The organism is Paraburkholderia phymatum STM815, from assembly GCF_000020045.1.
In the GTDB taxonomy this organism is placed as follows: Bacteria; Pseudomonadota; Gammaproteobacteria; order Burkholderiales; family Burkholderiaceae; genus Paraburkholderia; species Paraburkholderia phymatum.
In genome coordinates, this window is record NC_010622.1 from 3108031 (window position 1) to 3131364 (window position 23334).

Genomic DNA, 23334 nt, shown 5'->3' on the forward strand with positions numbered 1-23334 from the left:
CGCAGAGTCGTTTAGAGGCTGCCCTTGGTCGACGGAATCTGCCCCGCCGCGCGTTCGTCGAGTTCGGTGGCCATGCGCAATGCGCGACCGAACGCCTTGAACACCGTTTCCATCTGATGATGTGCGTTCAACCCGCGCAGGTTGTCGATATGCAGCGTGACGCCCGCATGATTGACGAAACCACGGAAAAATTCGATGGAAAGATCGACGTCGAACGTGCCGATACGCGCGCGCGTGAACGGCACGTGGAATTCGAGGCCCGGACGACCGGAAAAATCGATCACGACGCGCGACAGCGCCTCGTCGAGCGGCACGTAGGAATGACCGTAGCGGCGAATGCCCTTCTTGTCGCCGACGGCCTTCGCAATGGCTTGACCGAGCGTGATGCCGACGTCTTCGACGGTATGGTGGTCGTCGATATGCGTATCGCCATGCGCTTCGATGTCCAGATCGATCAGCCCGTGGCGGGCGATCTGGTCGAGCATGTGATCGAGGAACGGCACGCCCGTGGCCAGCTTTTGCTGACCGGAGCCGTCCAGGTTGATCTTCACACGGATCTGCGTTTCGCTGGTGTTGCGAACGACTTCCGCAAGGCGCATGGCAATTCCTCGAATCTGACTTTGAAAAGTATTGGGTTGGAAAAGTGCCGCTTTCAGTTCAGCACGAGTTTCAGTGCAGCGAGCATCTGACCGTTTTCATCCGGCGAACCGACTGTCAAACGCACGCAATTCGCGAGCAATGGGTGCATTTTACTCACGTTTTTGATCAAAACCCGCGCTGTGAGCAAGGTTTCGAACGTCGCCGACGCATCGGGCACGCGCACCAGCAGGAAATTGCCCGCGCTCGGGAATACCTCGGCGCCCGGCAGCGCGGCTACCGCCTGCGCCAGCTTCGTGCGCTCCGCGCGCAGTTGCGCGGCCTGCGCATCGAGCACGTCGATGTGATCGAGCAGAAAATCGGCCGTCGCTTGCGTGAGCACGTTGATGTTGTACGGCGGACGCACCTTGTCGAGTTCGTTGATCCATTCCGTGCGGCCCGCCATGTAGCCGAGACGGATGCCCGCGAGGCCCAGCTTCGACACCGTGCGCATCACGACGACATTGTCGAACTCGCCCGCGCGCGGCATCCAGCTCTGCTGCGCGAACGGCTGATACGCTTCGTCGATCACGACGAGACTCCTGCTCGCCGCGGCAATGATGCGCTCCATGTCCGCGGCGTCGTACAGCGTGCCCGTCGGGTTGTTCGGATACGCGAGATAGATGACGGCCGGCCGATGTTCGGCGATCGCGGCGAGCATGGCTTGCGTGTCGAGCGTGAGATCGGCCTTCAACGGCACTCCGACGAATTCCATGTTGGCGAGCTTCGCCGACATCGCATACATCACGAAGCCTGGCACGGGCGCCAGCACCTTCGCGCCCGGCGTCGCGCAGGCCATCGAAATCATGCTGATCAGTTCGTCAGAGCCGTTGCCGAGCAGCACTTCACAATTCGCCGGCACGTTCATCACACGCTTGAGCTTGTCAAGCAACGCCTGCGGACGCGGCGCCGGATAGCGGTTCAGCGCGACGCCCGCCAGATGCTCGCCGAGCTGCGCAGCGAGCGCTGCAGGCAGCGGGAACGGATTCTCCATCGCGTCGAGCTTCACGAGGCCCGTCGCGTCGGCAACGGGATAACTCGTCATCGCGAGCACGTCGCGGCGAATGATGTCTTGTGGTGTCGTCATGGCGTGGGGCGCGCCTATCGCAGTCGCGGCGCAATTGGGGCGGCTCGCGGCCGCCCCGGGTTGGATTCTCTGTCTCTCGCGAAAACTCGCGAAAACGCAGGCTGTCTCGAATTCAACGCGCATCAAGCGCGTCCGAAACTGCCATCGGTCGAAGCTCAGCCGTTGTTCTTCATCCGGTACTCGGCGCTGCGCGCATGTGCTTGCAGACCTTCGCCATAAGCGAGTTCGGCGGCAATTTCACCGAGCGTCTGCGCGCCTTCCGCGCTCACCTCGATCAGGCTCGAGCGCTTGAAGAAATCATAGACGCCGAGCGGCGACGAGAAACGTGCGGTACGCGACGTAGGCAGCACATGATTCGGGCCCGCGCAGTAATCGCCGAGGCTTTCGCTCGTGTAGCGGCCAAGGAAGATCGCGCCCGCGTGGCGGATCTGCTGCGCCCACTGCTGCGGCTCCAGCGCGGAGATTTCGAGGTGTTCAGGCGCGATGTCGTTGGCGATCGCGCAGGCTTCCGCCATATCGCGCACCTTGACCAGCGCGCCGCGGCCTTCGAGCGACGCCTGGATTACATCGCGGCGCGGCATTGTCGGCAGCAGTTCGTTGATCGCTTCTTCCACGCGGGCGATGAAGCCATCGTCCGGGCACAGCAGGATGGATTGCGCGAGTTCGTCGTGCTCGGCCTGCGAGAACAGATCCATCGCGACCCAGCGCGGGTCGGTCGTGCCGTCGCACAGCACGAGAATTTCCGACGGGCCCGCGATCATGTCGATGCCGACCACGCCGAACACGCGGCGCTTCGCCGATGCGACATACGCGTTGCCCGGACCGCAGATCTTGTCGACGGCGGGAATGGTTTGCGTGCCGTACGCGAGCGCGCCGACGGCCTGCGCGCCGCCGATCGTGAACACGCGATCGACCCCGCCGAGCAGCGCCGCCGCCAGCACGAGCGGGTTCTTCACGCCGTCCGGCGTCGGCACGACCATGACGATCTCGCGCACCCCCGCGACGCGCGCCGGGACGGCGTTCATCAGCACCGACGACGGATACGCCGCCTTGCCGCCTGGCACATAAATGCCCGCGCGGTCGAGCGGCGTCACCTTTTGCCCGAGCACCGTGCCGTCGGCTTCCGTGTACTGCCAGCTATGGCTGCCGCATTCGATCTTCTGCTTCTCGTGATACGCACGAACTCGCGCCGCCGCCGCCTCGAGCGCCGCGCGGCGCTTCGGCTCCAGCCCTTCGAGCGCGGCTTCGAGCTCCGACATCGGCAACTCGAGCGCCGCCACGTCCTGCGCGTTCAGACGATCGAAACGGTTCGTGTAGTCGAGCACGGCGGCGTCGCCGCGCGCCTTCACGTCGGCCAGAATCTGCGCGACCGAGCGCTCGATCGCTTCGTCTTCGCTCGCTTCGAACGCGAGCACCGCATGCAGCGACTTCTGGAAAGCTTCAGTGCTGGAATCGAGTGTGCGAATCTTGATAGACATGCTGGTATCCGTTTCGGTAAGGCGCGCGCGTCGCGCCGCGCAGTGTTCCCGTTCGTCAGGCCGTTGCGCCAGTGCGTTGCGACGCGCGCTGAAACGCGTCGAGAATGGGTGCCAGCGCGGCGCGCTTCAACTTCAGCGCCGCCTGGTTCACGACGAGGCGCGACGAAATCTGCATGATCTCTTCGACCTCGACAAGATTGTTGGCGCGCAGCGTGCCGCCCGAGCTGACCAGGTCGACGATCGCGTCGGCGAGCCCAACCAATGGCGCGAGTTCCATCGATCCATACAGCTTGATCAGATCGACGTGCACGCCCTTCGATGCAAAGTGCTCGCGCGCGGTTTCGACGTACTTGGTCGCGATGCGCAGCCGCGCACCCTGGCGCACCGCGTTCGCGTAGTCGAAACCGGCCGCCACGGCCACTGACATCCGGCAGCGCGCGATATCCAGATCGATCGGCTGATACAGGCCGCCGCCGCCATGCTCGATCAGCACGTCCTTGCCGGCGACGCCGAAATCGGCGGCGCCGTATTCGACGTACGTGGGCACGTCGGTGGCGCGCACGATGATGACTCGCACGTTGGGATCGTTGGTCGGCAGGATCAGCTTGCGCGACGTTTCCGGGTCTTCCGTCACTTCGATGCCGGCTGCGGCGAGCAGCGGCACCGTTTCCTCGAAAATGCGGCCCTTCGACAGCGCGAGCGTCAGCGGCTTGCCGGCTGCGGGCGACGACGACGTTTGCGGCAATTCGCTCATGCCTGATTACCCTTGATGCGGCGCACCTTCGCGCCGACTGCGGTGAGTTTCGATTCCATCCGGTCGTAGCCGCGATCGAGATGATAGATGCGGTCGATCAGCGTTTCGCCGTCCGCGCACAGACCCGCGATCACGAGGCTCGCCGACGCGCGCAGGTCGGTCGCCATCACCTTCGCACCCGACAGCTTTTCGACGCCGTTGACGAGCGCCGTCTTGCCGTCGATCGTGATGTTCGCGCCGAGACGGTTCAGTTCCTGCACGTGCATGAAGCGGTTTTCGAAGATCGTTTCGACGACTTGCGACGTGCCTTCCGCGAGCGTGTTGAGCGCCATGAATTGCGCCTGCATGTCGGTCGGGAACGCCGGGTATTCCGATGTGCGGAACGACACGGCCTTCGGACGCTGGTTCATGCGCACGCGCATCCAGTCGTCGCCTTCTTCAATTGTCACGCCGGCGTCGCGCAGCTTGTCCGTCACGGCTTCGAGAATCTGCGGGCGCACGTGACGCAGCGTCACGTCGCCGCCTGCCGCCGCGACCGCGCACAGGAAGGTGCCCGCTTCGATGCGATCAGGCACGACCGTGTGCTTCGCGCCGTGCAGCTTGTCGACGCCCTGGATGACGAGACGATCGGTGCCGATGCCCTCGATCTTCGCGCCCATCGAAACGAGCAGACTCGCCAGATCGCCGACTTCCGGCTCGCGCGCGGCGTTCTCGATGATCGTTTCGCCGTCCGCCAGCACCGCTGCCATCAGCAGGTTTTCCGTGCCCGTGACGGTGATCATGTCGGTGATGATGCGCGCGCCTTTCAGACGCTTCGCGCGCGCTTCGATGAAGCCGTGCTCGATATTGATCTCGGCGCCCATCGCCTGCAGGCCCTTGATGTGCTGATCCACCGGGCGCGCGCCGATCGCGCAGCCGCCCGGCAGCGAAACCTTCGCCTCGCCGAAACGCGCGACGAGCGGACCGAGCACGAGAATCGACGCGCGCATTGTCTTTACGAGTTCGTACGGCGCGACGAGATTGTCGACCTTCGACGCGTCGAGCGACACCTTGCCGTCTGCGCTTTCCGTGCGCACGCCCATCTGACCAAGCAGTTTGAGCGTGGTGCGCACGTCCTGCAGATCGGGCACGTTGTCGAGATGCACGGGCTCCGCGCTCAACAAGCCTGCGCAAAGGATCGGCAGCGCCGCGTTCTTCGCACCCGAAACAACGATCTCACCAGCGAGCTTCTGCCCGCCTTCAATCACGAGTTTGTCCATGCCTGTTTGTTCCTGGTCTGCCCGTCCGCCAACGGGCGTCTTGTGGGCGGTTGCTGCGGCGCCATGCGCGGCGTCGCGGCTCTCTTGTGTGTCTTGTGTGATACGCACTGATGTTCCAGCCAGTTTGCAGCTACGTCTGAAGCTTATTGTGCAGCTTGTTTTTCCGCTCTTCCTGCAGCCAGTTTATGAGCGCCGTCCCCCGAAGACAGCATGTCTGATGCGTGACCTTTATGCGCAAGTCAGGCGCTTTGCCATTCAGTCGGCGTCAGCGTCTTCATGCTGAGCGCGTGGATTTCTTCGCGCATGCGGTCGCCAAGCGCCGCGTACACGAGTTGATGCCGTTGAATCAGGCGCTTGCCTTCGAAATTCGTCGACACGATGGTCGCGAAAAAATGCTGGCCGTCGCCTTCCACTTCGAGATGCTCGCAAGGAAGGCCCGCCGCGATGTAGTTCTTGACCTGTTCGGGTGTGGGTAGCATTTCAGTGCTCCTAGTGACGCAGCTTGTAGCCGGACGCGAGCATGCGCATCGCCAGCACGGCCAGCACGACGAAGAAACCGCCGACAATCAAAAGGCTCCGCAGCGGATCGATATCCGACATGCCGAAGAAGCCATAGCGAAAGCCGTCGATCATGTAGAAAAACGGATTGAGCCGCGAAACCTCGCGCCAGCCGGACGGCAGCGTATGTGTCGAGTAGAACACGCCCGAAAGGAACGTGAGCGGCATGATCAGAAAATTCTGGAACGCGGCGAGCTGGTCGAACTTCTCCGCCCAGATGCCGGCGATCACGCCGAGCGTGCCGAGAATCGCCGAGCCCAGCACGGCGAACGCGATGATGTAGAGCGGGGCCGTGAAGCTCATCGGAATGAACCACACGGTCACGATGAATACGCCCAGCCCGACGCACAGCCCGCGCACGACGGCTGCAAGCACATAAGCCGCGTACATCTCGTAGTGCGACAACGGCGGCAACAGCACGAACACGAGGTTGCCCGTGATCTTCGATTGAATCAGCGACGACGAGCTGTTCGCGAACGCATTCTGGAGCACGCTCATCATCACGAGGCCGGGCACGAGGAAGCTCGTGTACTGCACGCCTGGATAGACCTGCACGTGATCGCGCAGCGCGTGGCCGAAGATCGTCAGATACAGCAGCGCGGTGATCACGGGTGCGAGCACCGTCTGGAACGCGACCTTCCAGAAGCGCAGCAGCTCTTTGTAGAACAGGGTACGAAAACCGCTCATGCCAATCCCTCGACCACTTCCGGCCCGCTCATCACCTGCAGGAAAACATCTTCGAGGTCGGCCTTGCGCACCTCGATTTCGTCGAACGTGCAGCCCGCCGCGCGGCACTGCGCAAGAATGCGCTCGACGTCGTCGTAACTCGTGAGGCGCAGCAGATGCTGGCGTCCGTTGACGTTGCCGGGGTCGACTTCGAGCGGCCGCAGTTCGGCGGGCAGCACGCCCTGCGCGAAACGGACGAACAGCTGTGTGCCCGCAAAGCGTTCGAGCAGCGTGCTCGTGCGCTCAAGCGCAACGACTTCACCTCGCCGCAGCATCGCGATGCGATCGCACAGCGATTCGGCTTCTTCGAGGTAATGCGTGGTCAGCACGATCGTGTGGCCTTCGCGGTTCAGACGCGAGATGAATTTCCACAGCGTCTGCCGGAGTTCGACGTCAACGCCCGCCGTCGGCTCGTCGAGCACGATCACGGGCGGCCGATGCACGAGCGCCTGTGCGACCAGCACGCGGCGCTTCATCCCGCCCGACAGCGCGCGCATGTTCGCGTCGGCTTTTTCGGTGAGATCGAGATTGGCCATCACTTCGTCGATCCAGTCGTCGTTCTTGCGCAAACCGAAGTAGCCCGACTGGATGCGCAGCGTTTCGCGCACCGTGAAGAACGGATCGAATACGAGTTCCTGCGGCACGACGCCGAGCGCGCGGCGCGCAAGACGGAAATCGTCGACGACATGGTGGCCGTGAACCGTGATGCTGCCTTCATCGGCGCGCGCGAGACCGGCGAGGATGCTGATGAGCGTCGTCTTGCCCGCGCCATTCGGACCGAGCAGCCCGAAAAACTCGCCTTGTTCGACGGTGAAGCTGACGCCTTTAAGCGCCTGCAGATCCTTGTAGCGCTTTTTGACGTTACGAATTTCAATCGCTGACATGACTGTGCGCCGTCGACGTGGGCGGCGCCTGATAGATCGCCCGGCAAGGGCGCGAAAGCATGGGGGAAACGGAATTGGGGCCGGGCGCTGCAGACCGCTTGCGCTGCTGCTGTCACCGCTACAACCGTTTACGGGATGCGAAAACGAAACGACCAGGCGCCAAAAAACGTTTGATTATAGGGCAAAAGTCGAATCGGCCGACTTGCGTTGCCTGGGAGGACGTGTGCTGCGGCGCGAACCGCCCAATGCGGCGCGACGCTCACTGACGCGCGAGCTGTCAGATGAGCGTCAATGTCGTGCGCTGAGGAGGGTATCGACGCCGTAGGCTTGCGCGAGGCTGGATAGCCCGGCAGGAAGGTTGACGATGGCGAGCGGCGTGCCGCGTGCGCTCGCCGCGCGCTGCCATGCGAGGAGCACCGCCAGCGCGGACGAATCGAATTGCGTGAGCGGCGCGCAGTCGACTGCCGTCGCGCCGCTGCCGATGCGCGCGAGCCCTGCCGCGAGCGCGGCTTTCGCGCTCGCGTGGGTCAGCGTGGCGCCCGTTTCGAATGAATGGGTGGGCGGCGTCACCGGCGCGCTTGCAATGTTATTCACGACTGCTTGCCGCCCGCGAGTTGCTGGTTGCGTGCCGTCAGGAACTGGATCAGACCGTCGACGCCGCTCTTCTGGATCTGCTCGTTGAACTGCTGCTGGTACGCCTGGATCAGCCATGCGCCGAGCACGTTCAGGTCATACACGCGCCAGCCTTGCGGGGTCTTGTACAGACGGTAATCGAGTTCGACGGGCGAGCCGTTGTTCATCACCACCGAACGCACCACCACGTCGGTATCTTCCGGATTTGCACGGAACGGCTTGTATTCGATCTGCTGATCCTTGACCTGCGCCAGCGCGCCCGAATACGTGCGGATCAGCAGCGTCTTGAACTGCTCGACGACGGCGTTCTGCTGCTCGGGCGTCGCGCTACGCCAGTTGCGGCCCATCGCGAGTTGCGTCGTACGGCGGAAGTCCGTGTACGGGAGAATCTTCTCGTTCACGAGTTTCGTGACGGCGCCGATGTTGCCTGTCTGGATGGTCTTGTCGGCACGCACGGCGTCGATCACCTGCTGCGTGACCGTCTTGACCATCACGTCGGGATTGCTGGTATCCACGGTTTGCGCGGACGCCGCGCTACCGAACGCAAACAGCGCTGCCATAAACGGGATGAAGAAGAATTTTTTCATTTCCAGTCCTGCAAAAAAAATAAGCTTAGCGTTGGAGGCGACAATATCACGCGAGTTCAGACGCAATCCACGCCGAAACTGCGAGATTCGTATCCGAGTGTTACGGCACACAGATACATTTCCCGCATTTGACATGCCGTTAACGCAGTTTCAGCGACGGGTAGCCGAAGTGCGCAGGGGGCACGATCTGGCCGCCCGGAACGGTCGGCGGTGCATTCGTGTCCGATGCCGGTTGCGCAGCACCCGCCGCGCCACCCGTTGCACCGCTCGACGTCGCACCCGACGCCGCTTCGGGCGCCGACGCCGCAGCCGGCGATGCGGGCGTCGCGGCAGCGCCACCGTCGACATCTTCGTATTTCGGCAGCGGCGCTTCGCTGCCATAGTCCGGCAGCGCCGTCGACGCAGTGCCACCCGTCAGCAGATAGCGACGGCGTTGCAGATATGCGTTACGCACGAACGAATACTTGTCGAGGGCTGCACCTTCCAGCACGTCGCTCGCACTCAGCAGGTTCGCACGCGTGTTGACCACGTTCAGGCCATACAGCGCCCAGCTCAAGCTGTCCGGCTGCACATACGTGAGCGGGTTGATGAAGTAGTTGCCGACCATGCCGACGCCGTCGCGCACCGTGCTCGGCCCAAACAGTGGCAGCACCAGATACGGCCCCGGCGGCACGCCATAGTGACCCAGCGTCAGACCGAGGTCGTTGTCGTGCTTCGGCAGCTTCGCGATCGTCGCGACATCGAACAGTCCGCCGACACCGAAGATCGTGTTGATCACGATCCGCATGATGTCCGACACCCCGTCGGCGATCTTCAGTTGCAGCAGGTTGTTCGCGGCGATGTACACGTCGCCGATGTTCGAAAAGAAGTTCGTCACGCTATCGCGCACCGGCTGCGGCGTGACAAACACGTAGCCCTTCGCGACGGGCTTCAGCGCGTATTTATCGACGGTGTCGTTGAACGTGAAGATCGTACGGTTAAAGCCCTCGATGGGGTCTTCTTTCGTCGGGTTCTGAACGGTTGCACAACCGGCAAACGTTGCCACAGCCAGCGCGATCCCCGCGACACGTAAGCGTGTCGTCATCATTGTTGTTCTCTCCTTATTGCCCGGATGCACCCGAAACGGCCGCAGCAGGCGCTGCGGGAGCCGGTGCTGCAGGCTCGGGCGCCGCAGCGGGTGCACCGGATTTGGCAGCCCCGGAATCCGCCGCCTTGTTGTACAAGAACTGCCCGATCAGATTCTCCAGGACGATGGCCGATTGGGTCATCGAGATCGTGTCGCCGGCTTTCAGCATTTCGCTGTCGCCACCCGGCTCCAGACCGATGTACTGCTCACCCAACAGGCCCGACGTCAGAATCTTCGCCGACGTGTCTTTCGGAAACTGATATTGCTTGTCGAGATCAAGTGTCACGAGCGCCTGATACGAATTGCTGTCGAAGCCGATCGCCCCCACGCGCCCCACCGTCACGCCCGCGCTCTTCACGGGCGCACGCACCTTGAGGCCGCCGATATTGTCGAATTTCAGCTTGACCGGGTACGTCGCCTGAAAAGACAGCGAGCTCATGTTGCCCGCCTTCAGCGCGAGGAACAGCAACGCGATGAAGCCGAGCACCACGAACAGACCTACCCAGAAATCGAGAGCAGTTTTTTTCATCGTCATCCCAAAGAGAATCTATGCCGCAGCGGCGCACTGCCTGCGCGGCGCGGCGCGCAGGGTTCGGTGCGGCGCCGCCTAGCTGAACATCAGCGCGGTCAGCAGGAAATCCAGACCGAGCACGGCGAGCGATGCGTAGACGACCGTCTTCGTCGTCGCGCGCGACACGCCTTCCGGCGTGGGCTTCGCTTCGTAGCCCTGGTAGAGCGCGATGAACGTCACCGCGAAGCCGAACACGATGCTTTTGATCACGCCGTTGCCGACGTCACGATAAGCATCGACACCGCCCTGCATCTGCGACCAGAACGCACCAGCGTCGACGCCGATCATCAGGACGCCCACGATATAGCCGCCGATCACGCCCACTGCGCTGAAGATGGCGGCGAGAACCGGCATCGCGATGATGCCCGCCCACATGCGCGGTGCGACGACCACCTTCAACGGGTCGACGGCCATCATTTCCATTGCCGTGAGTTGTTCGCCCGCCTTCATCAGGCCGATCTCGGCCGTGAGCGACGTGCCCGCGCGGCCGGCGAACAGCAGCGCCGTCACCACGGGCCCGAGTTCGCGCACCAGCGACAGCGCGACCAGCAAGCCCAGCGCCTGTTCGGAGCCGTAGCGGTTGAGCGTGTAATAGCCTTGCAGTCCGAGCACGAAGCCGACGAACAGCCCCGACACCGCGATGATCACCAGCGAATAGTTACCGACGAAGTGGATCTGCTTCGTAACGAGACGCGGACGGCGCAGCAGAGGAAAAAATTCCAGCACGAGGCGCAAGAACATGCGCGCCGCATACCCCGTCTGCCCGAGCCCGCAGATGACGGAACGACCGATGGTGCTGATCATGCGCGGCCTCCGCCGATGCCGAAGTCCGCCGCCAGCGACGTGTTGCTCGGATAGTGAAATTTGAACGGGCCATCGGGCGTGCCGTCGATGAACTGGCGCACCGTCGGATCCATCGACGCGCGCAATTCGGCCGGCGTGCCCTCGGCGAGCACGCCGCCATTGGCGAGGAAGTACACGTAGTCGGCAATGGCGAACGATTCGGGCACGTCGTGCGTGACCAGAATCGAAGTCGCACCGAGCGCAGTGTTGAGCGCGCGGATCAGGTTCGCCGTGATGCCGAGCGAAATGGGGTCGAGACCGGCAAACGGCTCGTCGTACATCATGAGTTCGGGATCGAGCGCGATTGCGCGGGCTAGCGCCACGCGGCGCGCCATGCCACCCGAAATCTCCGACGGCGCGAGGTCGCGCGCACCGCGCAGGCCGACCGCGTTGAGCTTCATCAGCACGAGGTCGCGGATCAATTCTTCGGGGAGGTCGGTGTGCTCGCGCAGCGCAAAGGCGACGTTCTCGAACACCGACATGTCGGTAAAGAGCGCACCAAACTGGAACAGCATGCCCATCTTGCGGCGCAACACGTACAGGCCGTCGCGCGTCTGGGCGCCGATGTCCTGGCCGTGGAACAGGACCTGGCCGCGCTGCGCGCGCACCAGCCCGCCGATCAGGCGCAGCACGGTGGTCTTGCCGCACCCCGAGCCGCCCATGACCGCGACCACCTGCCCGCGTTTGAAGCGCAGGTTCAGATTCGACAGGACGAGCCGCTCGCCGTAGCCGAAATCGACGTCGCGCAGTTCAAGGAGGGTCTCGGAAGAGGATGGCACGAAGCTGTCAGTCCTTTTACACGGAAGGCCGAATTATAGGGCCTTCGTGCAAACCCTGCCTTGACGACGCTAACGATTTAACTTTTCAAAACTTTTTCTTGCAAAAATACGTTTTGTAGCGCCGCGGTGGCGGAAGCGGGATCAGCGGCCTCGGTGATCGCGCGAACCACAGCTGCGCTCTTCACGCCCGTCGCCAGCACGCGCGCGAGCACATCGCCGCTGATGCCGCCGATCGCCACGAGCGGCACGACGCCATCCAGCAGCCTCACGTAGCGTGTAAGCCGCACGAGGCCTTGCGGCGCGGTCGGCATCACCTTCGTGGTGGTCGGAAACACCGCACCGAGCGCAATGTAGCTCGGACGGAAGTGCAGCGCAGTCAGCATTTCGTAGTAGCCATGCGTCGACAGCCCCAGACGGACGCCTGCAGCCGACAGAGCATGTAGATCGGCGGTATGCACGTCTTCCTGGCCGAGGTGCACGCCATACGCGCCCGCGTCGATCGCCGCCTGCCAGTGATCGTTGATGAATACGTGCGCGTCGTGCTCGCGGCCCGCCGCGACCGAGCGCGCGATCTCGCGTTGCAGTCCGGCGTCGGCCGCCTTGTGGCGCAATTGCACCGTCTTCACGCCGAAGCCGGCCACGCGTTCGACCCACTCCGCCGTCGGCAGCACGGCGTACAGGCCGAGCGCATCCGGGCAGGCCGCAAACGGTTGTGCCGGTGCGTCGGGAAGACCGGCCACACGCGGAAAGCGCGACAGATCGCACGGCCATGCATCCTCGGACTTCATCTCGTCGCCGTCGCGCCACGCGAGCGCGAGCGTCAGCGCATCATGCGGATCGAAGCCGCAATCGAGGAACGCCGCCAGCGCCGGGATCCAGTCCTCGGCGAGATGGCCTTCCAGCTGATAGCGCACGCCGCCCAGGTGCAGCACCGCGCGGCCCTCCGCCGCTTCGATCACGCCCGCACCGTGCGCGACCCAGCGCGCGATCTGCTCGAGATGTTGGGCGTCGTTCTGCTTCAGATCGGTGAAGACGATCAGGTCGCCGCCATTCGCGTCGTCGGGCGCCGTCAGGCAGATGCGCCATTCGACGTGCGTCGGCGGCCAGTCGCCGAGGCGCGCGCGAATGCGCTCGGCCGCTTCCGTCAGTTCGTCGGCGGGCGGCCAGAAAAGATCGCGGCCCGACAGTTTCAACGCTTGCGTCATGCTGCTGCGCTCCCATCCTGATGCCAGAACGGCATGCCGACGACGGGCGTGCTCGCATGGGCAGTTTCACGTTCGGCCATCGGGCCGGCCAGATAAGCCTCGCGGCCCGCTTCGACACCTATCGCGAAGGCGCGCGCCATCGTTTCGGGGTGCGTGGCCTGCGAGACGGCCGTATTCAGCAGCACGCCGTCGAAGCCCCATTCCATCACCTGGCAGGCATGCGACGGCACGCCGAGCCCGGCATCGACGATCAGCGGCACATCGGGCAGACGCTCGCGCAGCACGCGCAGTCCATACGGGTTCACGACGCCCTTGCCCGTGCCGATGGGCGCGCCCCACGGCATCAGCGCCTCGCAGCCCGCGTCGAGCAGACGCCGGCCGATCACGAGGTCTTCCGTGCAATACGGCAGCACCTTGAAGCCGTCCTTGACGAGTTGCGCCGCCGCTTCGATCAGACCGACGGGGTCTGGCTGCAGCGTGTAGTCATCGCCGATCAGCTCGAGCTTGATCCAGTCGGTTTCGAAGACTTCGCGCGCCATATGCGCCGTCGTGACCGCCTCCCCCACCGTCTGGCAGCCGGCCGTGTTCGGCAACAGCGGCACGCCGTGACGCTTGAGCAGATCGAAGAAGCCGGCTTCCGCGCCGCCTTCGCTCATCTGCCGGCGCAGCGCGACGGTCACCATTCCCGGCTTCGATGCCGCGATCGAATCGGACAGCGACTGCAACGACGGATAGCGCGACGTGCCGAGCAGCACGCGGCTCTGGAAGGTTTGGCCGTAAAGCGTGAGCGCGTCGACGGGAGCGTTCGCGTGTGAGTTCATGTGTGATTCCTTGTCAGTGACAGTGCGTCGCGAGGTCCGGCCTCAGCCGCCCGCGACGGGATGCACGACGTCGAGCCGGTCGCCCGCCTGCAACGCGCGCGCCGCATGCTGCGCGCGCGCGACGAAATTGCCGTTCAGCGCGACGGCGAACGGCGGCCGCGCGCCGAACGCGCTGAGCGCGTCGGCGACGGTCGCGCCTTCGGGCAGCGACAGCGGCTTCTGGTTGATCTGGATATCCATGTCCGTGTGCTCAAACGTTGAAAGTGGCGGCGGGCCGGGTCTGTGCCCGATCGTGCGCGTCGTCGAGCCGGAACAGCTCGCTCCAGCGCGCGTTGTGCCGCCAGTCGGCAAAAGCGTCGGCATCGGCGACGCGGCCATCGAGCAGCGCAGACGCGAAACGCACGGCTTCGCCCGCGACTTCGGGCGCGATCATGTAACCGTGCCGGTACAGGCCATTCACGCGCAACGTGCCCGCGCCGTCCCACAGCAGCACGGGACGGTGGTCGGGCAGCGTCGGCCGGCACTGCGAGTTCAGTTCGAGAATGCGTGCCTCGCCGAAACCCGGATGCACCGAGAACGCCGCGCTCAGCAATTCGAGCGCCGAGCGCACGCTGACGGGTGACATGTCCTCGCCCTCCACTTCCGTCGCGCCGATCACATACAGATCGTTTTGCTTCGGCGCGATATACAGCGGATAGCGCGGATGCAGCAAGCGCACCGGCCGCGACAGGCCGATGCCCGGCGCGTGCACACGCGCCACTTCGCCGCGGATGCCGCGCAGCGTCGGCATCGCCGGTTTGGCGCCAAGTCCGCGGCAGTCGATCGTGATCCTGGCTGGCGGCATCGCGTGGTCGTCGACAGTCGCGTTCCAGTGCGCCTCGACGCCGCGCTGGACAAGCCCGGCGGCCAGTGCCGACAGCACCTGACGATTGTCGAGCTGGCCTTCGTGCGGCAGCAGCCAGCCTTGCGCGAAGCGGCCCGCAAGCGACGGTTCGGACGCGCCGACTTGCGCGCCCGCAAGCGGCACCAGTCCGCCGTCGAGCAGGTCGGCAGGCGCGTTCGCGCGCAAGCGTCGCTCGAACAGCGGCGCTTCGGCGCGATCGCTGTGATGCCAGACGATCAGGGAACCGTTGCGCTGGAAGAACACGGGCTCGGGCAACTGTGCGAGCAGCGCCGGCCACGTGTCCAGCGACGCCGCGCCCAGACGCGTAATCAGCAGCTCGGCGCTGGCAGCCTCGGCGAGCGGCGCGAGCATCGCGGCCGCGACCCAGGCGGCCGCATTCGAACCGGCAGCGTCGCCGCGTTCGTACAGCGCCACGCGATGCCCTTCGCCTGCGAGCTGCCACGCGACGAGACGCCCGCACAGCCCGCCGCCGATCACGGCGAAATCCGGTTGAGCAGATGTCCTCATCGCGCGGCTCCGAAGCCAACCCCGGATGCCGCCAACCGCACGCCCGCGGCGAAACGGCCAGCGAAGCCAGCAGCAATGACGCAAATAACTGAAGAATGAACGGTCATCGAATCCTTTCCGTACGGCAGAAGTGCGCTCGTACCCAAGGACGAAACCGGCGGGCAAGGCCGGCCGGGCATGGGCGCTCACGATGCAACGGAGCGCCGCCCCGGCGGAAGGAGAACTTCCAGGAAAAACTTCCCGAAAACTTCCCGCGCCGGTATTACCCGGATCGGGTGCGAAGGGTCTCTCTCAGCCTCGCCGCGACGACTGCCCGCGCACGAAGCACCCCTGTTTCGTCTGGACCATTAGACCATAAAAGCCGCGCGCGCCGCAAACCCGGGCAGACCACAATCGGCGCCGGCTGATTTTGGCGACGTTCCCGTTGGCTCTGGCACAATGGCACGCGTCAATGCGGACGGAATGCCGCACCGTTGCAGGGCCGCTGTCGGGTTGGGACGGCGGGTAGCAGGTGCGGCAAAACGTCCGTTTAAGTTCAGATTAAGTCGCTGCCGAAACAATCGCAGCCCGGGCCACGAACTCGCAGGCATGCAGCAGCGCAAAGCGGCTACGCAGTGCATCGCGCCGCCCGGGCCGACCGTATGAAAGGACGCTTATGATCGACAACTCGAACAATCCGTCGGACATCACCGCGTGGGGCCTCATCAAGCCCTACTGGGTGTCCGAGGATCGATGGAAGGCACGGGGGCTGCTCGCGCTCGTCATCGCGATGAACATGACGATGGTCGCGGCCAACGTCTGGTTCAACAGCTGGCAGCGCACCTTCTTCGACGCAATCCAGCAATACAACTACCCCGTCTTCAAGTACTCGCTGCTGCAGTTCACGGTCATCGCGCTCGCGCTGATCCTGCTCGGTTCGTACCGCACCTACTTCCGCCAGATGCTCGAGTTCCGCTGGCGGCAGTGGCTCACCGACCGCTATCTGCACGACTGGCTCGGCGACCGCGCGTATTACCGGATCGAGCGCGACAGTCTCGCCGACAACCCCGACCAGCGGGTGTCCGCCGACCTGCAAGGGCTGGCCAGCGCCACGCTGAATCTGTCGCTCGGGCTGCTGTCGACCACCGTCACCCTGTTCTCGTTCATCGTGATCCTGTGGAACCTGTCGGGCGCGCTGGCGTTCCACATGTTCGGTACGGAGTTCTCGATTCCGGGCTACATGGTATGGGCCGCGCTGATTTACGCGGCGCTCGGCTCGTGGGTCACGCACAAGGTCAATCATCCCCTCGTATCGATCAACTACCAGCAGCAGCGCGTGGAAGCCGACTTCCGTTTTTCGCTGATCCGCATCCGCGAAAACGCCGACCAGATCGCGCTGTATCAGGGCGAGCATTCGGAAGAGCAGGCGCTCAAGGGCGTGTTCGGACACATCCGCGACAACTGGCGTCTGATCATGCGCTTCACGCGGCGCTTCAATATCGTCGTGATCAGTTACTCGCAGCTGGCTATCGTGTTTCCATACATCGCCGCTGCGCCGAAGTATTTCTCGAAGTCGATTTCGCTCGGCGTGTACCAGCAGGTGACGGGCGCCTTCGGCACCGTCAGCGATTCGTTTTCCTGGTTCATCAACAATTACGATTCGCTCGCCGAGTGGCGCGCCACCGTCAACCGTCTGCGGGAATTCCATCGCGTGATGCGCTCGCAGCATCTGCATGAATCGGTCGTCGAAGGTACGGCGCACGGCGGCATCAACGTGCATCTGACGGACACAGTTTCGATCGACGTGACGGACCTGCGCCTGCAGCGTCCAGATGGCGAAGCGCTGGCGAACGTCGGCTCGTTCCGCATCGCGCCGAAGTCGCGCTGGCTCGTGCGCGGGCCGTCGGGCGCGGGCAAGAGCACGCTGATGCGCACGCTCGCGGGCCTGTGGCCGTTCGGCGAAGGCACGATCGAAATGCCCGCCGGCGCGAAGCTGCTGTTCATCCCGCAGCGCAGCTATCTGCCCATCGGCACGCTGAAGGCCGCGCTCTGTTATCCGTCGGATGCGTCCGCGTTTTCCGACGACATGTGTCGCGAAGTGCTCGGCGTCTGCCGTCTATCCGAGTTCGCGGACCGGCTCGGCGAATCGGCTCATTGGGAGCGCTCGCTGTCGCCGGGCGAGCAGCAACGTCTCGCGGCCGCACGCGCGTTGTTGCAGCAACCCGACTTCCTGTTCCTCGACGAGGCGACGAGCGCGCTCGACCCCGACAACGAGAGCAACATCTACGGCGTGCTGCTCGAGCGCCTGCCGAACGCGGCCATCGTCAGCGTCGCGCATCGCAAGACGCTCGAAGCATTCCACGACCAGACGCTTTTCATCGAACGCGCAATCGAGCGCGAAGCGGCCTGAGCGACGCGACGCTCACGCGGGTCGAATGCGCGATGCCCGCGACGGGCGCGGACTTTTGCAGAGAGGCCGCGCCCGCCCGGGGCGTGGTCGGCCCCCCAGGCGTTGCACGGATGCGGAATGAGAGCGGCCCGACCGATCCCGACGCCTTCATACACAGGCAAGCGACGCCCGCGCAGCGCTTACGCGTCAATGACGGGCGCAACATCTGGAAAGATTCTCGAACAGTTCGAAAGCACTTTCGGAGCGCATGCGCTGTTCCGTGCTTTGCGCGCGGGACATTCCAGCGACGATTGCATCGTGGGCCAAACGCTCCCTTGGCGAAGCCCGCGACGCACATTCAACGTCACTGGAAATACCTGCCATGTCACTCGACCGCCGCCTCCCTTCGCTTTCCCGCCTGTCTCTCAACCTCGCCCGCTCCCGCAATGCCGCGCTGACGGCCACGGCCGCGCTGCTGTTCGCGACGGCCGCGAACGCCGCGCAGACCGCGCCCATGAAGCAGGTGGAACCCGCCGACGTCTGCCCGGCACTGTCGCACATCGTGTCGTCCGCTGACTTCAAGAAACTGCGCGACGAACCGGATGCGAAGCTGCCCGGTGTCGATCAGATCGAAGACTGCCGCGCCAACTCGCATTCGTACGACTGCCACTGGCGCGCGCACTGGGAAGCCGACGGCTTCGTCAACGATCCGCTCGAAGAAATCGGCGCGGATATCGCCGCGTGTTTTCCGAACGTCGTGCACGATCTCAACACGCCGACACGCCAGCACTTCATCGTGAAGACAGCTGACCGCCGCGTGAGCGTCACGGCGAGTGTGCAAGGCCAGAACGAACTGCGTCTGCGCATCGCGCGCTAAGCGTACGTCCTCCAGACGACGCTTTTTCGACAACCTGTTCCCGAGCGCATCGTGATCACCCCCTGTCTCGCGTGGGCCCTGAGGTTCGTGCTCGCGGCGCTGTGTCTGCTGTCGCTGGGCGGTTGCGCCTGGACGCTGATCACGGCCGCCGACGCGACGGGCTCCGTGATCCAGGCGGGTTATGCGATCGCGTCGAACTATTCGTCGCCGACCTTCATCAACGGACGGCCTGCGAAGATCCGCACCGTGTGCATCGAGGTGAACCAGCTGGTGTCCGTCGGCGACTTCGTACCCGCGCTGCAACTCGCGCTCGACAAGCGCGGGATTCGCTCCGACGTCTACAACCCCGGCACGTCGCCAGCCGGGTGCGAGGCGCGACTCGTGTATAACGCGTCGGTCGACTATGGCCGACGCTCGTTCAGCGATGAAGCCACCCAGTATCTTTCGATGATCGATCTGACGCTGATCCAGCATGGCAAAATTCTCGTTACCGCGCGGTATCAGACGGGTGGGCTGGGGGTCGATCGGTTTTCCAGCGCTTCCGTCAAGCTCGATGGATTGATCGACAAAATGGTAGTTAACCAGCTCGATCTCTCACCTGAGACTATTCAGACTTCTGCCCTTGGCAACTGATCTTTTCTTTCGCTAACGCGCTCTTCGCCTGGGTCCTTGCAGCGGCATCTTTGTCTGGCATCTTTGTCGCCGGCATCTTTGTCGCTGGCATTTGCGATTTGCCGTTGCCCAAGCAAACCAGCAGCAAATCGCGGATGCCAGCCGCAGACAAAAAGAAACGCACCTCTTACTCCCGAAAGATTTGGAAAGCACCCCAACCTTCCGCGTGAAGTGCCAAATCACTACTATCGCGAGGATGAACTCATCCATTATGGTCGTCGACGACGACCCCGTCGTCCGCGACATCGTGCGCGACTATCTGCAAGGCCGGGGCTTCACGGTATCCGTGCTCGAGAATGGCATGGCTTTGCAGCAGGCACTTCAGCTCGAGCGGCCTGCCCTCGTCGTGCTCGACATCATGATGCCGGAGCTCGACGGCATCAGCGCACTCCGCGCGCTGCGCCTCGCGGGCGACAGCATTCCCGTGATCCTGCTCACCGCACGCGCGGATGTGATCGATCGCGTGATCGGCCTCGAACTCGGCGCGGATGACTACCTCGGCAAACCGTTCGATCCGAGCGAGCTCGTCGCGCGCATTCGCAGCGTGCTGCGCCGCCGTGAAAGCGCGGCGCCGGGCGCGCCTGAAAATCGCGCGCCATATCGCTTCGGCCGCTTCGAAGTGAATTTCCCCGCGCGCGAACTGCGCCGCGACGGCGAACGCATTGCGCTGCGCTCCAGCGAATTCGCGATGCTCAAGGTGTTCGTCTCCCACGCGATGACGGTGCTCACGCGCGCGCAGCTCCTCGAAAAGCTGCACGGCAGCACCGATACGCATCGCAATCGCAGCCTCGACGTGTCCATCTGGCGTCTGCGCCGGCTGATCGAAGTCGATCCGTCCGAGCCGCGCTACGTGCAGACGGTATGGGGCAAAGGCTATGTGTTCGTGCCGGACGGCGAGATCGGCGCAGCGGAACGATACGACGCACCCGTCGCGAATCTCTGACGCGACGCAGGCCGCGACATTAAGAACAAGGCGCGGGCCATCGAACCCCGCGCACAGGATCAGAACGTCAACACGCTCATGAACATGCGCTGCAGCCAGCCAAGCGTCGTGGAATCGGCCAGCATGCCCTGGCCCGCCTGCTCGATGCGCGCGTTCGCCACCTTGCTCGACGCGACGTAATTGCCCGTCTCGATGTCCTTCGGGTTCACGATGCCCGACAGCCGCAGCCGGTCACGGTTGCCACCCATCGAAATCAGCTTCTCGCCGGATACGACCAGATTGCCCGTCGGCATCGTGCCGATCACCGTGACGGCAAGCGTGCCCGTCATGCCGCTCGTGTCGGCGATCGATCCCTGCCCCTTGAACGTGGTGCTCGCCGAGCCGATATTGAAGAGCCGCGCCAGACGCGCTGCCGTGCCCGTCGATTTGTCGGCGGCCTCGGCGGTGATGTCGCTCGCACGGCTTGCCTGCGCGTTCGCGCTGTTCGAGCCGGTGTACGACTCGGAGAGCCGGATCGTCAGCACGTCGCCGATATGCTGCGCACGCGGCGTCTCGTACAGCAACAGGCTCTGCCCCGCCTGATAGATCGAGCCCTGCGTGTTGACGTTGATCGGCGCGCTCGCGAGTGGCGGCAGCATCGGCGTGTCGACGATCGAATCTTTGGTGCTGCCGCAGCCGGCGAGCACGTAGAAGGCGATGGTGCCCGTCAGCACGGCTACGGTGCGCGGCATGTGCATGGCGTTCATGAGGTGTCCTGCCTGTGCGTCTGTAAAAACGATGAAGCCAACCGGTTAAGTGTTCAGCCCGCATCGGAACTGCTCGACTGCCACTGCCGCACCACCGACTTCATGTAGGCGTCGGGATCCTTCAGCAGATATGTGAGCGTCGCGTTGTGCGTGCCGGGCAACAGGCACAACGTGATCGAGCTCACGTCGTTTTCCCAGATGTAGACGGGCAGTGTGCCCGCCGTCGGCGATGCGACCTGGGTCGATGTGCGCGGCGCGCCGTAACGGTCCTCGAACGCGTCGCGCAGATCGTCGGCCGTGATCTCGTCGATCACAAACGAAATCTCATACAGACGGAACGCGCTTTGCCCATCGACGCGCACGAAGCGCAGCACATGCTCGTCGGCGGGCGAGCCGTCCACGACGGCGCGCGACACCGCCCATCCGTCAGCCGCACGATGCGCCCATTGGCACGCGATCGTCAGGCTCTGCGACGTCTTCAGCCGCATGCCGAGCGACCCCGCGACGTTGTCCGTCTCGCAGACTGGCACGCTGCCAAGTGGTGTCGCACGCACGCGCGAGACGGCGCGAAACTCGTCGAGCGTGATGCCCAGCGGAATGCCGCGAAACGCAAAGGGCTTGTCGGCGGTGTGTTTCTTCGCGGCCGCCGACGACATGCGCAACGTGGCGGCCTGTTGCGGCGACAACATGTTCTGCGCGAGCGCAGCAAACGGCATCAGTGCGCACGACATGGCAACGGTGCAGGCCGTCAGCGCGCGTCCGATCGAAGTGAGTTGCATGGCTCGCCTCGCGTAGTCGATGGTCGCAGCTCAGTCGATGGCTGCGGCACAGGCGTCGAACGGCGTCGCGGCCACATGGCCGACGACGGGCAAAATCTTCAGCGTCGCCGAAGTCAGCCGGCACGGCAGCGCCGCGACAGCACAACCGTCGAGCGGCAGCACTGCCGCGCCAACGGCGGACCACATCGCGAGACGCGCCGCAGCACGCCGCGCGCGACTGAAAAAGCGTGATTTCGGCACAGCGAACTCCGCCAACTCAGGCCGTCGTATTGACGTGATTGCCGACGAGACCGACGGGCGAAGCGGACGTTTGCGGCGTGCTCGCCTTGTCGCCCGTCGAGGACGCGGCTGCCGTCGTCGAGCTGCGCGACGAGGTCTTGTCGGCCGCGGCCGGTCGCGCGACGCTCTGCAGTTGCGTGGTGAAGTGGTTGTTCTGAACAGTCATGGCGAACCTCATGAAGTGCGAGAGTCTTCGGAACGCCGTGCGTCGCGGCGGCATCGCTGCATCCGGCGCACACGGCGGCTTATGGCGTAGCGAATGATCCCGTCTGCGTCGCCCGCACGATGGCTCAAGCAACGCACCGATTTCTGAGGTGCTTACGACCGCTTTCGAATGCACGCCAAATCTTTCAGACGTCGCATTCCGGACAGATTCTGGTCGGGGATCGCAACAGCTGCGCGAAGATGTATTGCCGACTGCAACGCGCGGGACGAGTCACGAAACCCCGCGCAGCAAGGGCGTTCGTGTCGCGCCGCGCCGCGCGCCGGCAGCTTGAGAGTTTGAGTAAGTGTTGGTAAGGAAGACTTCGGCCGCCGAGCCACGATGCCGGACTAGAATTTCGGTATGAATCCACAGGTCCTCATCGTCGACGACGATCCCGTCGTGCGCGATCTCCTTTGTCGCTTCCTGCAATCGAACGGCTACGATGCATCGGTGCTGCATGACGGCACGCATCTGCAACGGCGTCTCGAACGGGAGCGGCCTTCCGTCGTCGTGCTCGACATCATGATGCCGAACACGGACGGCCTGCGCGCGCTCACCGCGTTGCGCGCCGCCGGCGACGACATTCCCGTGATCTTCGTGACGGCGCGCGGCACGGTGGCCGACCGCATCATTGGCCTGTCGCTCGGCGCCGACGACTATCTGACGAAACCATTCGATCCGCGCGAGCTGCTCGCGCGCATCCAGACGGTGCTCCGCCGGCGCGGTCCCGCGACGACGAGCGCTCCCGAGGCGCGCAAGCGCTATCGCTTCGGTCCGTTCGAACTGGATTTCGCGACGCGCACGCTGTCGCGCGACGAAACGCGCGTCACGCTGCGCGACAGCGAGTTCGCGCTGCTCAAAATCTTCGTCAACAATCCGTACAAGGTGCTGTCGCGCGTGCTGATTCACGATCTCGTTCATCGCGACGACCTGCCTTTCCGCGACCGCAGCCTCGATGTGCCGATCTGGCGTCTGCGGCGGGTGATCGAAAACGATCCGTCCAATCCGTGCTACGTGCAGACCGTGCGCGGCAAAGGCTATGTGTTCGTCCCCGATGCGGATCCGAACGGCGCGCCCTTCGCCGCCGATCCCGCGTGATCGCCGCGT

The 23334-nt window shown here is 64.1% G+C and carries 27 protein-coding genes and 1 riboswitch; of the genes, 5 read left to right on the plus strand and 22 right to left on the minus strand.

Going from position 1 to position 23334, the window contains the following annotated elements:
* Window positions 1–11: 11 nt before the first annotated feature.
* The 18 genes from hisB to BPHY_RS14105 all read right to left on the minus strand — a co-directional run bounded on the left by hisB (window position 12) and on the right by BPHY_RS14105 (window position 15358).
* On the minus strand, window positions 12–599 hold the full coding sequence (hisB, locus tag BPHY_RS14020) for an imidazoleglycerol-phosphate dehydratase HisB (protein ID WP_012402127.1): 588 nt from the start codon (window positions 597–599) through the stop codon (window positions 12–14).
* 53 nt (window positions 600–652) lie between these two features.
* Window positions 653–1723, minus strand: a complete 1071-nt coding sequence (gene hisC / locus BPHY_RS14025; protein WP_012402128.1) for a histidinol-phosphate transaminase — start codon at window positions 1721–1723, stop codon at window positions 653–655.
* A gap of 155 nt (window positions 1724–1878) precedes the next feature.
* Window positions 1879–3201, minus strand: a complete 1323-nt coding sequence (gene hisD / locus BPHY_RS14030) for a histidinol dehydrogenase (protein WP_012402129.1) — start codon at window positions 3199–3201, stop codon at window positions 1879–1881.
* Between the two features lie 55 nt (window positions 3202–3256).
* Window positions 3257–3955 carry an ATP phosphoribosyltransferase gene (hisG, locus tag BPHY_RS14035; RefSeq protein WP_012402130.1) on the minus strand — a complete coding sequence of 233 codons (699 nt, stop codon included), beginning with the start codon at window positions 3953–3955 and terminating at the stop codon, window positions 3257–3259.
* Window positions 3952–5214: a UDP-N-acetylglucosamine 1-carboxyvinyltransferase gene (murA, locus tag BPHY_RS14040; RefSeq protein ID WP_012402131.1), complete on the minus strand. Its 1263-nt coding sequence runs from the start codon at window positions 5212–5214 to the stop codon at window positions 3952–3954. The genes hisG and murA overlap by 4 nt, the downstream gene beginning before the upstream one ends.
* Before the next feature lie 239 nt (window positions 5215–5453).
* On the minus strand, window positions 5454–5693 hold the full coding sequence (locus BPHY_RS14045; RefSeq protein ID WP_012402132.1) for a BolA family protein: 240 nt from the start codon (window positions 5691–5693) through the stop codon (window positions 5454–5456).
* Window positions 5694–5703: 10 nt separating this feature from the next.
* A complete protein-coding gene (locus tag BPHY_RS14050; protein WP_012402133.1) occupies window positions 5704–6459 on the minus strand; it encodes an ABC transporter permease in 756 nt (251 codons plus the stop codon).
* A complete protein-coding gene (locus BPHY_RS14055) occupies window positions 6456–7382 on the minus strand; it encodes an ABC transporter ATP-binding protein (protein WP_012402134.1) in 927 nt (308 codons plus the stop codon). Before BPHY_RS14055 ends, BPHY_RS14050 begins: the two co-directional genes overlap by 4 nt.
* Window positions 7383–7670: 288 nt before the next feature.
* Entirely contained in the window at window positions 7671–7976 is a 306-nt protein-coding gene (locus BPHY_RS14060; RefSeq protein WP_012402135.1) for an STAS domain-containing protein, read from the minus strand.
* Window positions 7973–8602: an MlaC/ttg2D family ABC transporter substrate-binding protein gene (locus tag BPHY_RS14065; RefSeq protein WP_012402136.1), complete on the minus strand. Its 630-nt coding sequence runs from the start codon at window positions 8600–8602 to the stop codon at window positions 7973–7975. The genes BPHY_RS14060 and BPHY_RS14065 overlap by 4 nt, the downstream gene beginning before the upstream one ends.
* A gap of 139 nt (window positions 8603–8741) precedes the next feature.
* The gene (locus tag BPHY_RS14070; RefSeq protein ID WP_012402137.1) at window positions 8742–9689 is read right to left on the minus strand and encodes an MlaA family lipoprotein; all 948 of its coding nucleotides are present in this window, start codon (window positions 9687–9689) and stop codon (window positions 8742–8744) included.
* Window positions 9690–9702: 13 nt separating this feature from the next.
* Window positions 9703–10257, minus strand: a complete 555-nt coding sequence (mlaD, locus tag BPHY_RS14075; RefSeq protein ID WP_012402138.1) for an outer membrane lipid asymmetry maintenance protein MlaD — start codon at window positions 10255–10257, stop codon at window positions 9703–9705.
* Window positions 10258–10335: 78 nt separating this feature from the next.
* Window positions 10336–11103 (minus strand): lipid asymmetry maintenance ABC transporter permease subunit MlaE, encoded by a 768-nt coding sequence (gene mlaE, locus BPHY_RS14080; RefSeq protein WP_012402139.1) that lies wholly within the window; start codon window positions 11101–11103, stop codon window positions 10336–10338.
* On the minus strand, window positions 11100–11921 hold the full coding sequence (locus BPHY_RS14085) for an ABC transporter ATP-binding protein (protein WP_012402140.1): 822 nt from the start codon (window positions 11919–11921) through the stop codon (window positions 11100–11102). The genes mlaE and BPHY_RS14085 overlap by 4 nt, the downstream gene beginning before the upstream one ends.
* A 77-nt stretch (window positions 11922–11998) precedes the next feature.
* Complete coding sequence (gene thiE / locus BPHY_RS39435; RefSeq protein ID WP_012402141.1) at window positions 11999–13126, minus strand: thiamine phosphate synthase; 1128 nt, start codon at window positions 13124–13126, stop codon at window positions 11999–12001.
* Window positions 13123–13947 carry a thiazole synthase gene (locus tag BPHY_RS14095; RefSeq protein WP_012402142.1) on the minus strand — a complete coding sequence of 275 codons (825 nt, stop codon included), beginning with the start codon at window positions 13945–13947 and terminating at the stop codon, window positions 13123–13125. The genes thiE and BPHY_RS14095 overlap by 4 nt, the downstream gene beginning before the upstream one ends.
* A 42-nt stretch (window positions 13948–13989) precedes the next feature.
* Window positions 13990–14187: a sulfur carrier protein ThiS gene (thiS, locus tag BPHY_RS14100; protein WP_012402143.1), complete on the minus strand. Its 198-nt coding sequence runs from the start codon at window positions 14185–14187 to the stop codon at window positions 13990–13992.
* Between the two features lie 10 nt (window positions 14188–14197).
* Complete coding sequence (locus BPHY_RS14105; RefSeq protein WP_012402144.1) at window positions 14198–15358, minus strand: FAD-dependent oxidoreductase; 1161 nt, start codon at window positions 15356–15358, stop codon at window positions 14198–14200.
* A 231-nt stretch (window positions 15359–15589) separates the two neighbouring features.
* A riboswitch (TPP riboswitch) is annotated at window positions 15590–15700 on the minus strand.
* 313 nt (window positions 15701–16013) lie between these two features.
* Here BPHY_RS14105 and BPHY_RS14110 point away from each other — a divergent pair.
* The 4 genes from BPHY_RS14110 to BPHY_RS14125 all read left to right on the plus strand — a co-directional run bounded on the left by BPHY_RS14110 (window position 16014) and on the right by BPHY_RS14125 (window position 20218).
* Window positions 16014–17747, plus strand: a complete 1734-nt coding sequence (locus BPHY_RS14110; protein ID WP_012402145.1) for an ABC transporter ATP-binding protein/permease — start codon at window positions 16014–16016, stop codon at window positions 17745–17747.
* A 361-nt stretch (window positions 17748–18108) separates the two neighbouring features.
* A complete protein-coding gene (locus BPHY_RS14115) occupies window positions 18109–18603 on the plus strand; it encodes a hypothetical protein (RefSeq protein WP_012402146.1) in 495 nt (164 codons plus the stop codon).
* A 54-nt stretch (window positions 18604–18657) separates the two neighbouring features.
* Window positions 18658–19236 carry a hypothetical protein gene (locus BPHY_RS14120; RefSeq protein ID WP_041764064.1) on the plus strand — a complete coding sequence of 193 codons (579 nt, stop codon included), beginning with the start codon at window positions 18658–18660 and terminating at the stop codon, window positions 19234–19236.
* A gap of 235 nt (window positions 19237–19471) precedes the next feature.
* On the plus strand, window positions 19472–20218 hold the full coding sequence (locus BPHY_RS14125) for a response regulator (protein WP_012402148.1): 747 nt from the start codon (window positions 19472–19474) through the stop codon (window positions 20216–20218).
* 59 nt (window positions 20219–20277) lie between these two features.
* Here the strand turns inward: BPHY_RS14125 and BPHY_RS14130 are convergent, their stop codons facing one another.
* The 4 genes from BPHY_RS14130 to BPHY_RS14145 all read right to left on the minus strand — a co-directional run bounded on the left by BPHY_RS14130 (window position 20278) and on the right by BPHY_RS14145 (window position 22188).
* The gene (locus tag BPHY_RS14130) at window positions 20278–20955 is read right to left on the minus strand and encodes a flagellar basal body L-ring protein FlgH (protein ID WP_244257821.1); all 678 of its coding nucleotides are present in this window, start codon (window positions 20953–20955) and stop codon (window positions 20278–20280) included.
* A 62-nt stretch (window positions 20956–21017) separates the two neighbouring features.
* On the minus strand, window positions 21018–21743 hold the full coding sequence (locus BPHY_RS14135; RefSeq protein ID WP_012402150.1) for a hypothetical protein: 726 nt from the start codon (window positions 21741–21743) through the stop codon (window positions 21018–21020).
* A 30-nt stretch (window positions 21744–21773) separates the two neighbouring features.
* Window positions 21774–21983, minus strand: coding sequence for a DUF6726 family protein (locus BPHY_RS14140; protein WP_012402151.1), 210 nt, complete (start codon window positions 21981–21983; stop codon window positions 21774–21776).
* Window positions 21984–21999: 16 nt separating this feature from the next.
* Window positions 22000–22188 (minus strand): hypothetical protein, encoded by a 189-nt coding sequence (locus BPHY_RS14145; protein WP_012402152.1) that lies wholly within the window; start codon window positions 22186–22188, stop codon window positions 22000–22002.
* 399 nt (window positions 22189–22587) lie between these two features.
* Between BPHY_RS14145 and BPHY_RS14150 the strand changes: the two genes are divergently transcribed.
* Complete coding sequence (locus tag BPHY_RS14150; protein ID WP_007739205.1) at window positions 22588–23325, plus strand: response regulator; 738 nt, start codon at window positions 22588–22590, stop codon at window positions 23323–23325.
* The last annotated feature ends 9 nt before the right edge of the window (window positions 23326–23334 follow it).

What these genes read in the sequence shown, in the direction of transcription:
- BPHY_RS14115 (WP_012402146.1), top strand. Translation starts at nt 18,109, where the DNA reads ATGTCACTCGACCGCCGCCTCCCTTCGCTTTCCCGCCTGTCTCTCAAC.
- BPHY_RS14070 (WP_012402137.1), bottom strand. Translation starts at nt 9,689, where the DNA reads ATGATGACGACACGCTTACGTGTCGCGGGGATCGCGCTGGCTGTGGCA.
- BPHY_RS14105 (WP_012402144.1), bottom strand. Translation starts at nt 15,358, where the DNA reads ATGAGGACATCTGCTCAACCGGATTTCGCCGTGATCGGCGGCGGGCTG.
- hisD (WP_012402129.1), bottom strand. Translation starts at nt 3,201, where the DNA reads ATGTCTATCAAGATTCGCACACTCGATTCCAGCACTGAAGCTTTCCAG.
- BPHY_RS14130 (WP_244257821.1), bottom strand. Translation starts at nt 20,955, where the DNA reads ATGCACATGCCGCGCACCGTAGCCGTGCTGACGGGCACCATCGCCTTC.
- BPHY_RS14145 (WP_012402152.1), bottom strand. Translation starts at nt 22,188, where the DNA reads ATGACTGTTCAGAACAACCACTTCACCACGCAACTGCAGAGCGTCGCG.
- mlaE (WP_012402139.1), bottom strand. Translation starts at nt 11,103, where the DNA reads ATGATCAGCACCATCGGTCGTTCCGTCATCTGCGGGCTCGGGCAGACG.
- mlaD (WP_012402138.1), bottom strand. Translation starts at nt 10,257, where the DNA reads ATGAAAAAAACTGCTCTCGATTTCTGGGTAGGTCTGTTCGTGGTGCTC.
- thiS (WP_012402143.1), bottom strand. Translation starts at nt 14,187, where the DNA reads ATGGATATCCAGATCAACCAGAAGCCGCTGTCGCTGCCCGAAGGCGCG.
- hisC (WP_012402128.1), bottom strand. Translation starts at nt 1,723, where the DNA reads ATGACGACACCACAAGACATCATTCGCCGCGACGTGCTCGCGATGACG.
- murA (WP_012402131.1), bottom strand. Translation starts at nt 5,214, where the DNA reads ATGGACAAACTCGTGATTGAAGGCGGGCAGAAGCTCGCTGGTGAGATC.
- hisB (WP_012402127.1), bottom strand. Translation starts at nt 599, where the DNA reads ATGCGCCTTGCGGAAGTCGTTCGCAACACCAGCGAAACGCAGATCCGT.
- BPHY_RS14135 (WP_012402150.1), bottom strand. Translation starts at nt 21,743, where the DNA reads ATGCAACTCACTTCGATCGGACGCGCGCTGACGGCCTGCACCGTTGCC.
- BPHY_RS14150 (WP_007739205.1), top strand. Translation starts at nt 22,588, where the DNA reads ATGAATCCACAGGTCCTCATCGTCGACGACGATCCCGTCGTGCGCGAT.
- BPHY_RS14095 (WP_012402142.1), bottom strand. Translation starts at nt 13,947, where the DNA reads ATGAACTCACACGCGAACGCTCCCGTCGACGCGCTCACGCTTTACGGC.
- hisG (WP_012402130.1), bottom strand. Translation starts at nt 3,955, where the DNA reads ATGAGCGAATTGCCGCAAACGTCGTCGTCGCCCGCAGCCGGCAAGCCG.
- BPHY_RS14125 (WP_012402148.1), top strand. Translation starts at nt 19,472, where the DNA reads ATGAACTCATCCATTATGGTCGTCGACGACGACCCCGTCGTCCGCGAC.
- BPHY_RS14045 (WP_012402132.1), bottom strand. Translation starts at nt 5,693, where the DNA reads ATGCTACCCACACCCGAACAGGTCAAGAACTACATCGCGGCGGGCCTT.
- BPHY_RS14065 (WP_012402136.1), bottom strand. Translation starts at nt 8,602, where the DNA reads ATGAAAAAATTCTTCTTCATCCCGTTTATGGCAGCGCTGTTTGCGTTC.
- BPHY_RS14055 (WP_012402134.1), bottom strand. Translation starts at nt 7,382, where the DNA reads ATGTCAGCGATTGAAATTCGTAACGTCAAAAAGCGCTACAAGGATCTG.
- BPHY_RS14050 (WP_012402133.1), bottom strand. Translation starts at nt 6,459, where the DNA reads ATGAGCGGTTTTCGTACCCTGTTCTACAAAGAGCTGCTGCGCTTCTGG.
- BPHY_RS14110 (WP_012402145.1), top strand. Translation starts at nt 16,014, where the DNA reads ATGATCGACAACTCGAACAATCCGTCGGACATCACCGCGTGGGGCCTC.
- thiE (WP_012402141.1), bottom strand. Translation starts at nt 13,126, where the DNA reads ATGACGCAAGCGTTGAAACTGTCGGGCCGCGATCTTTTCTGGCCGCCC.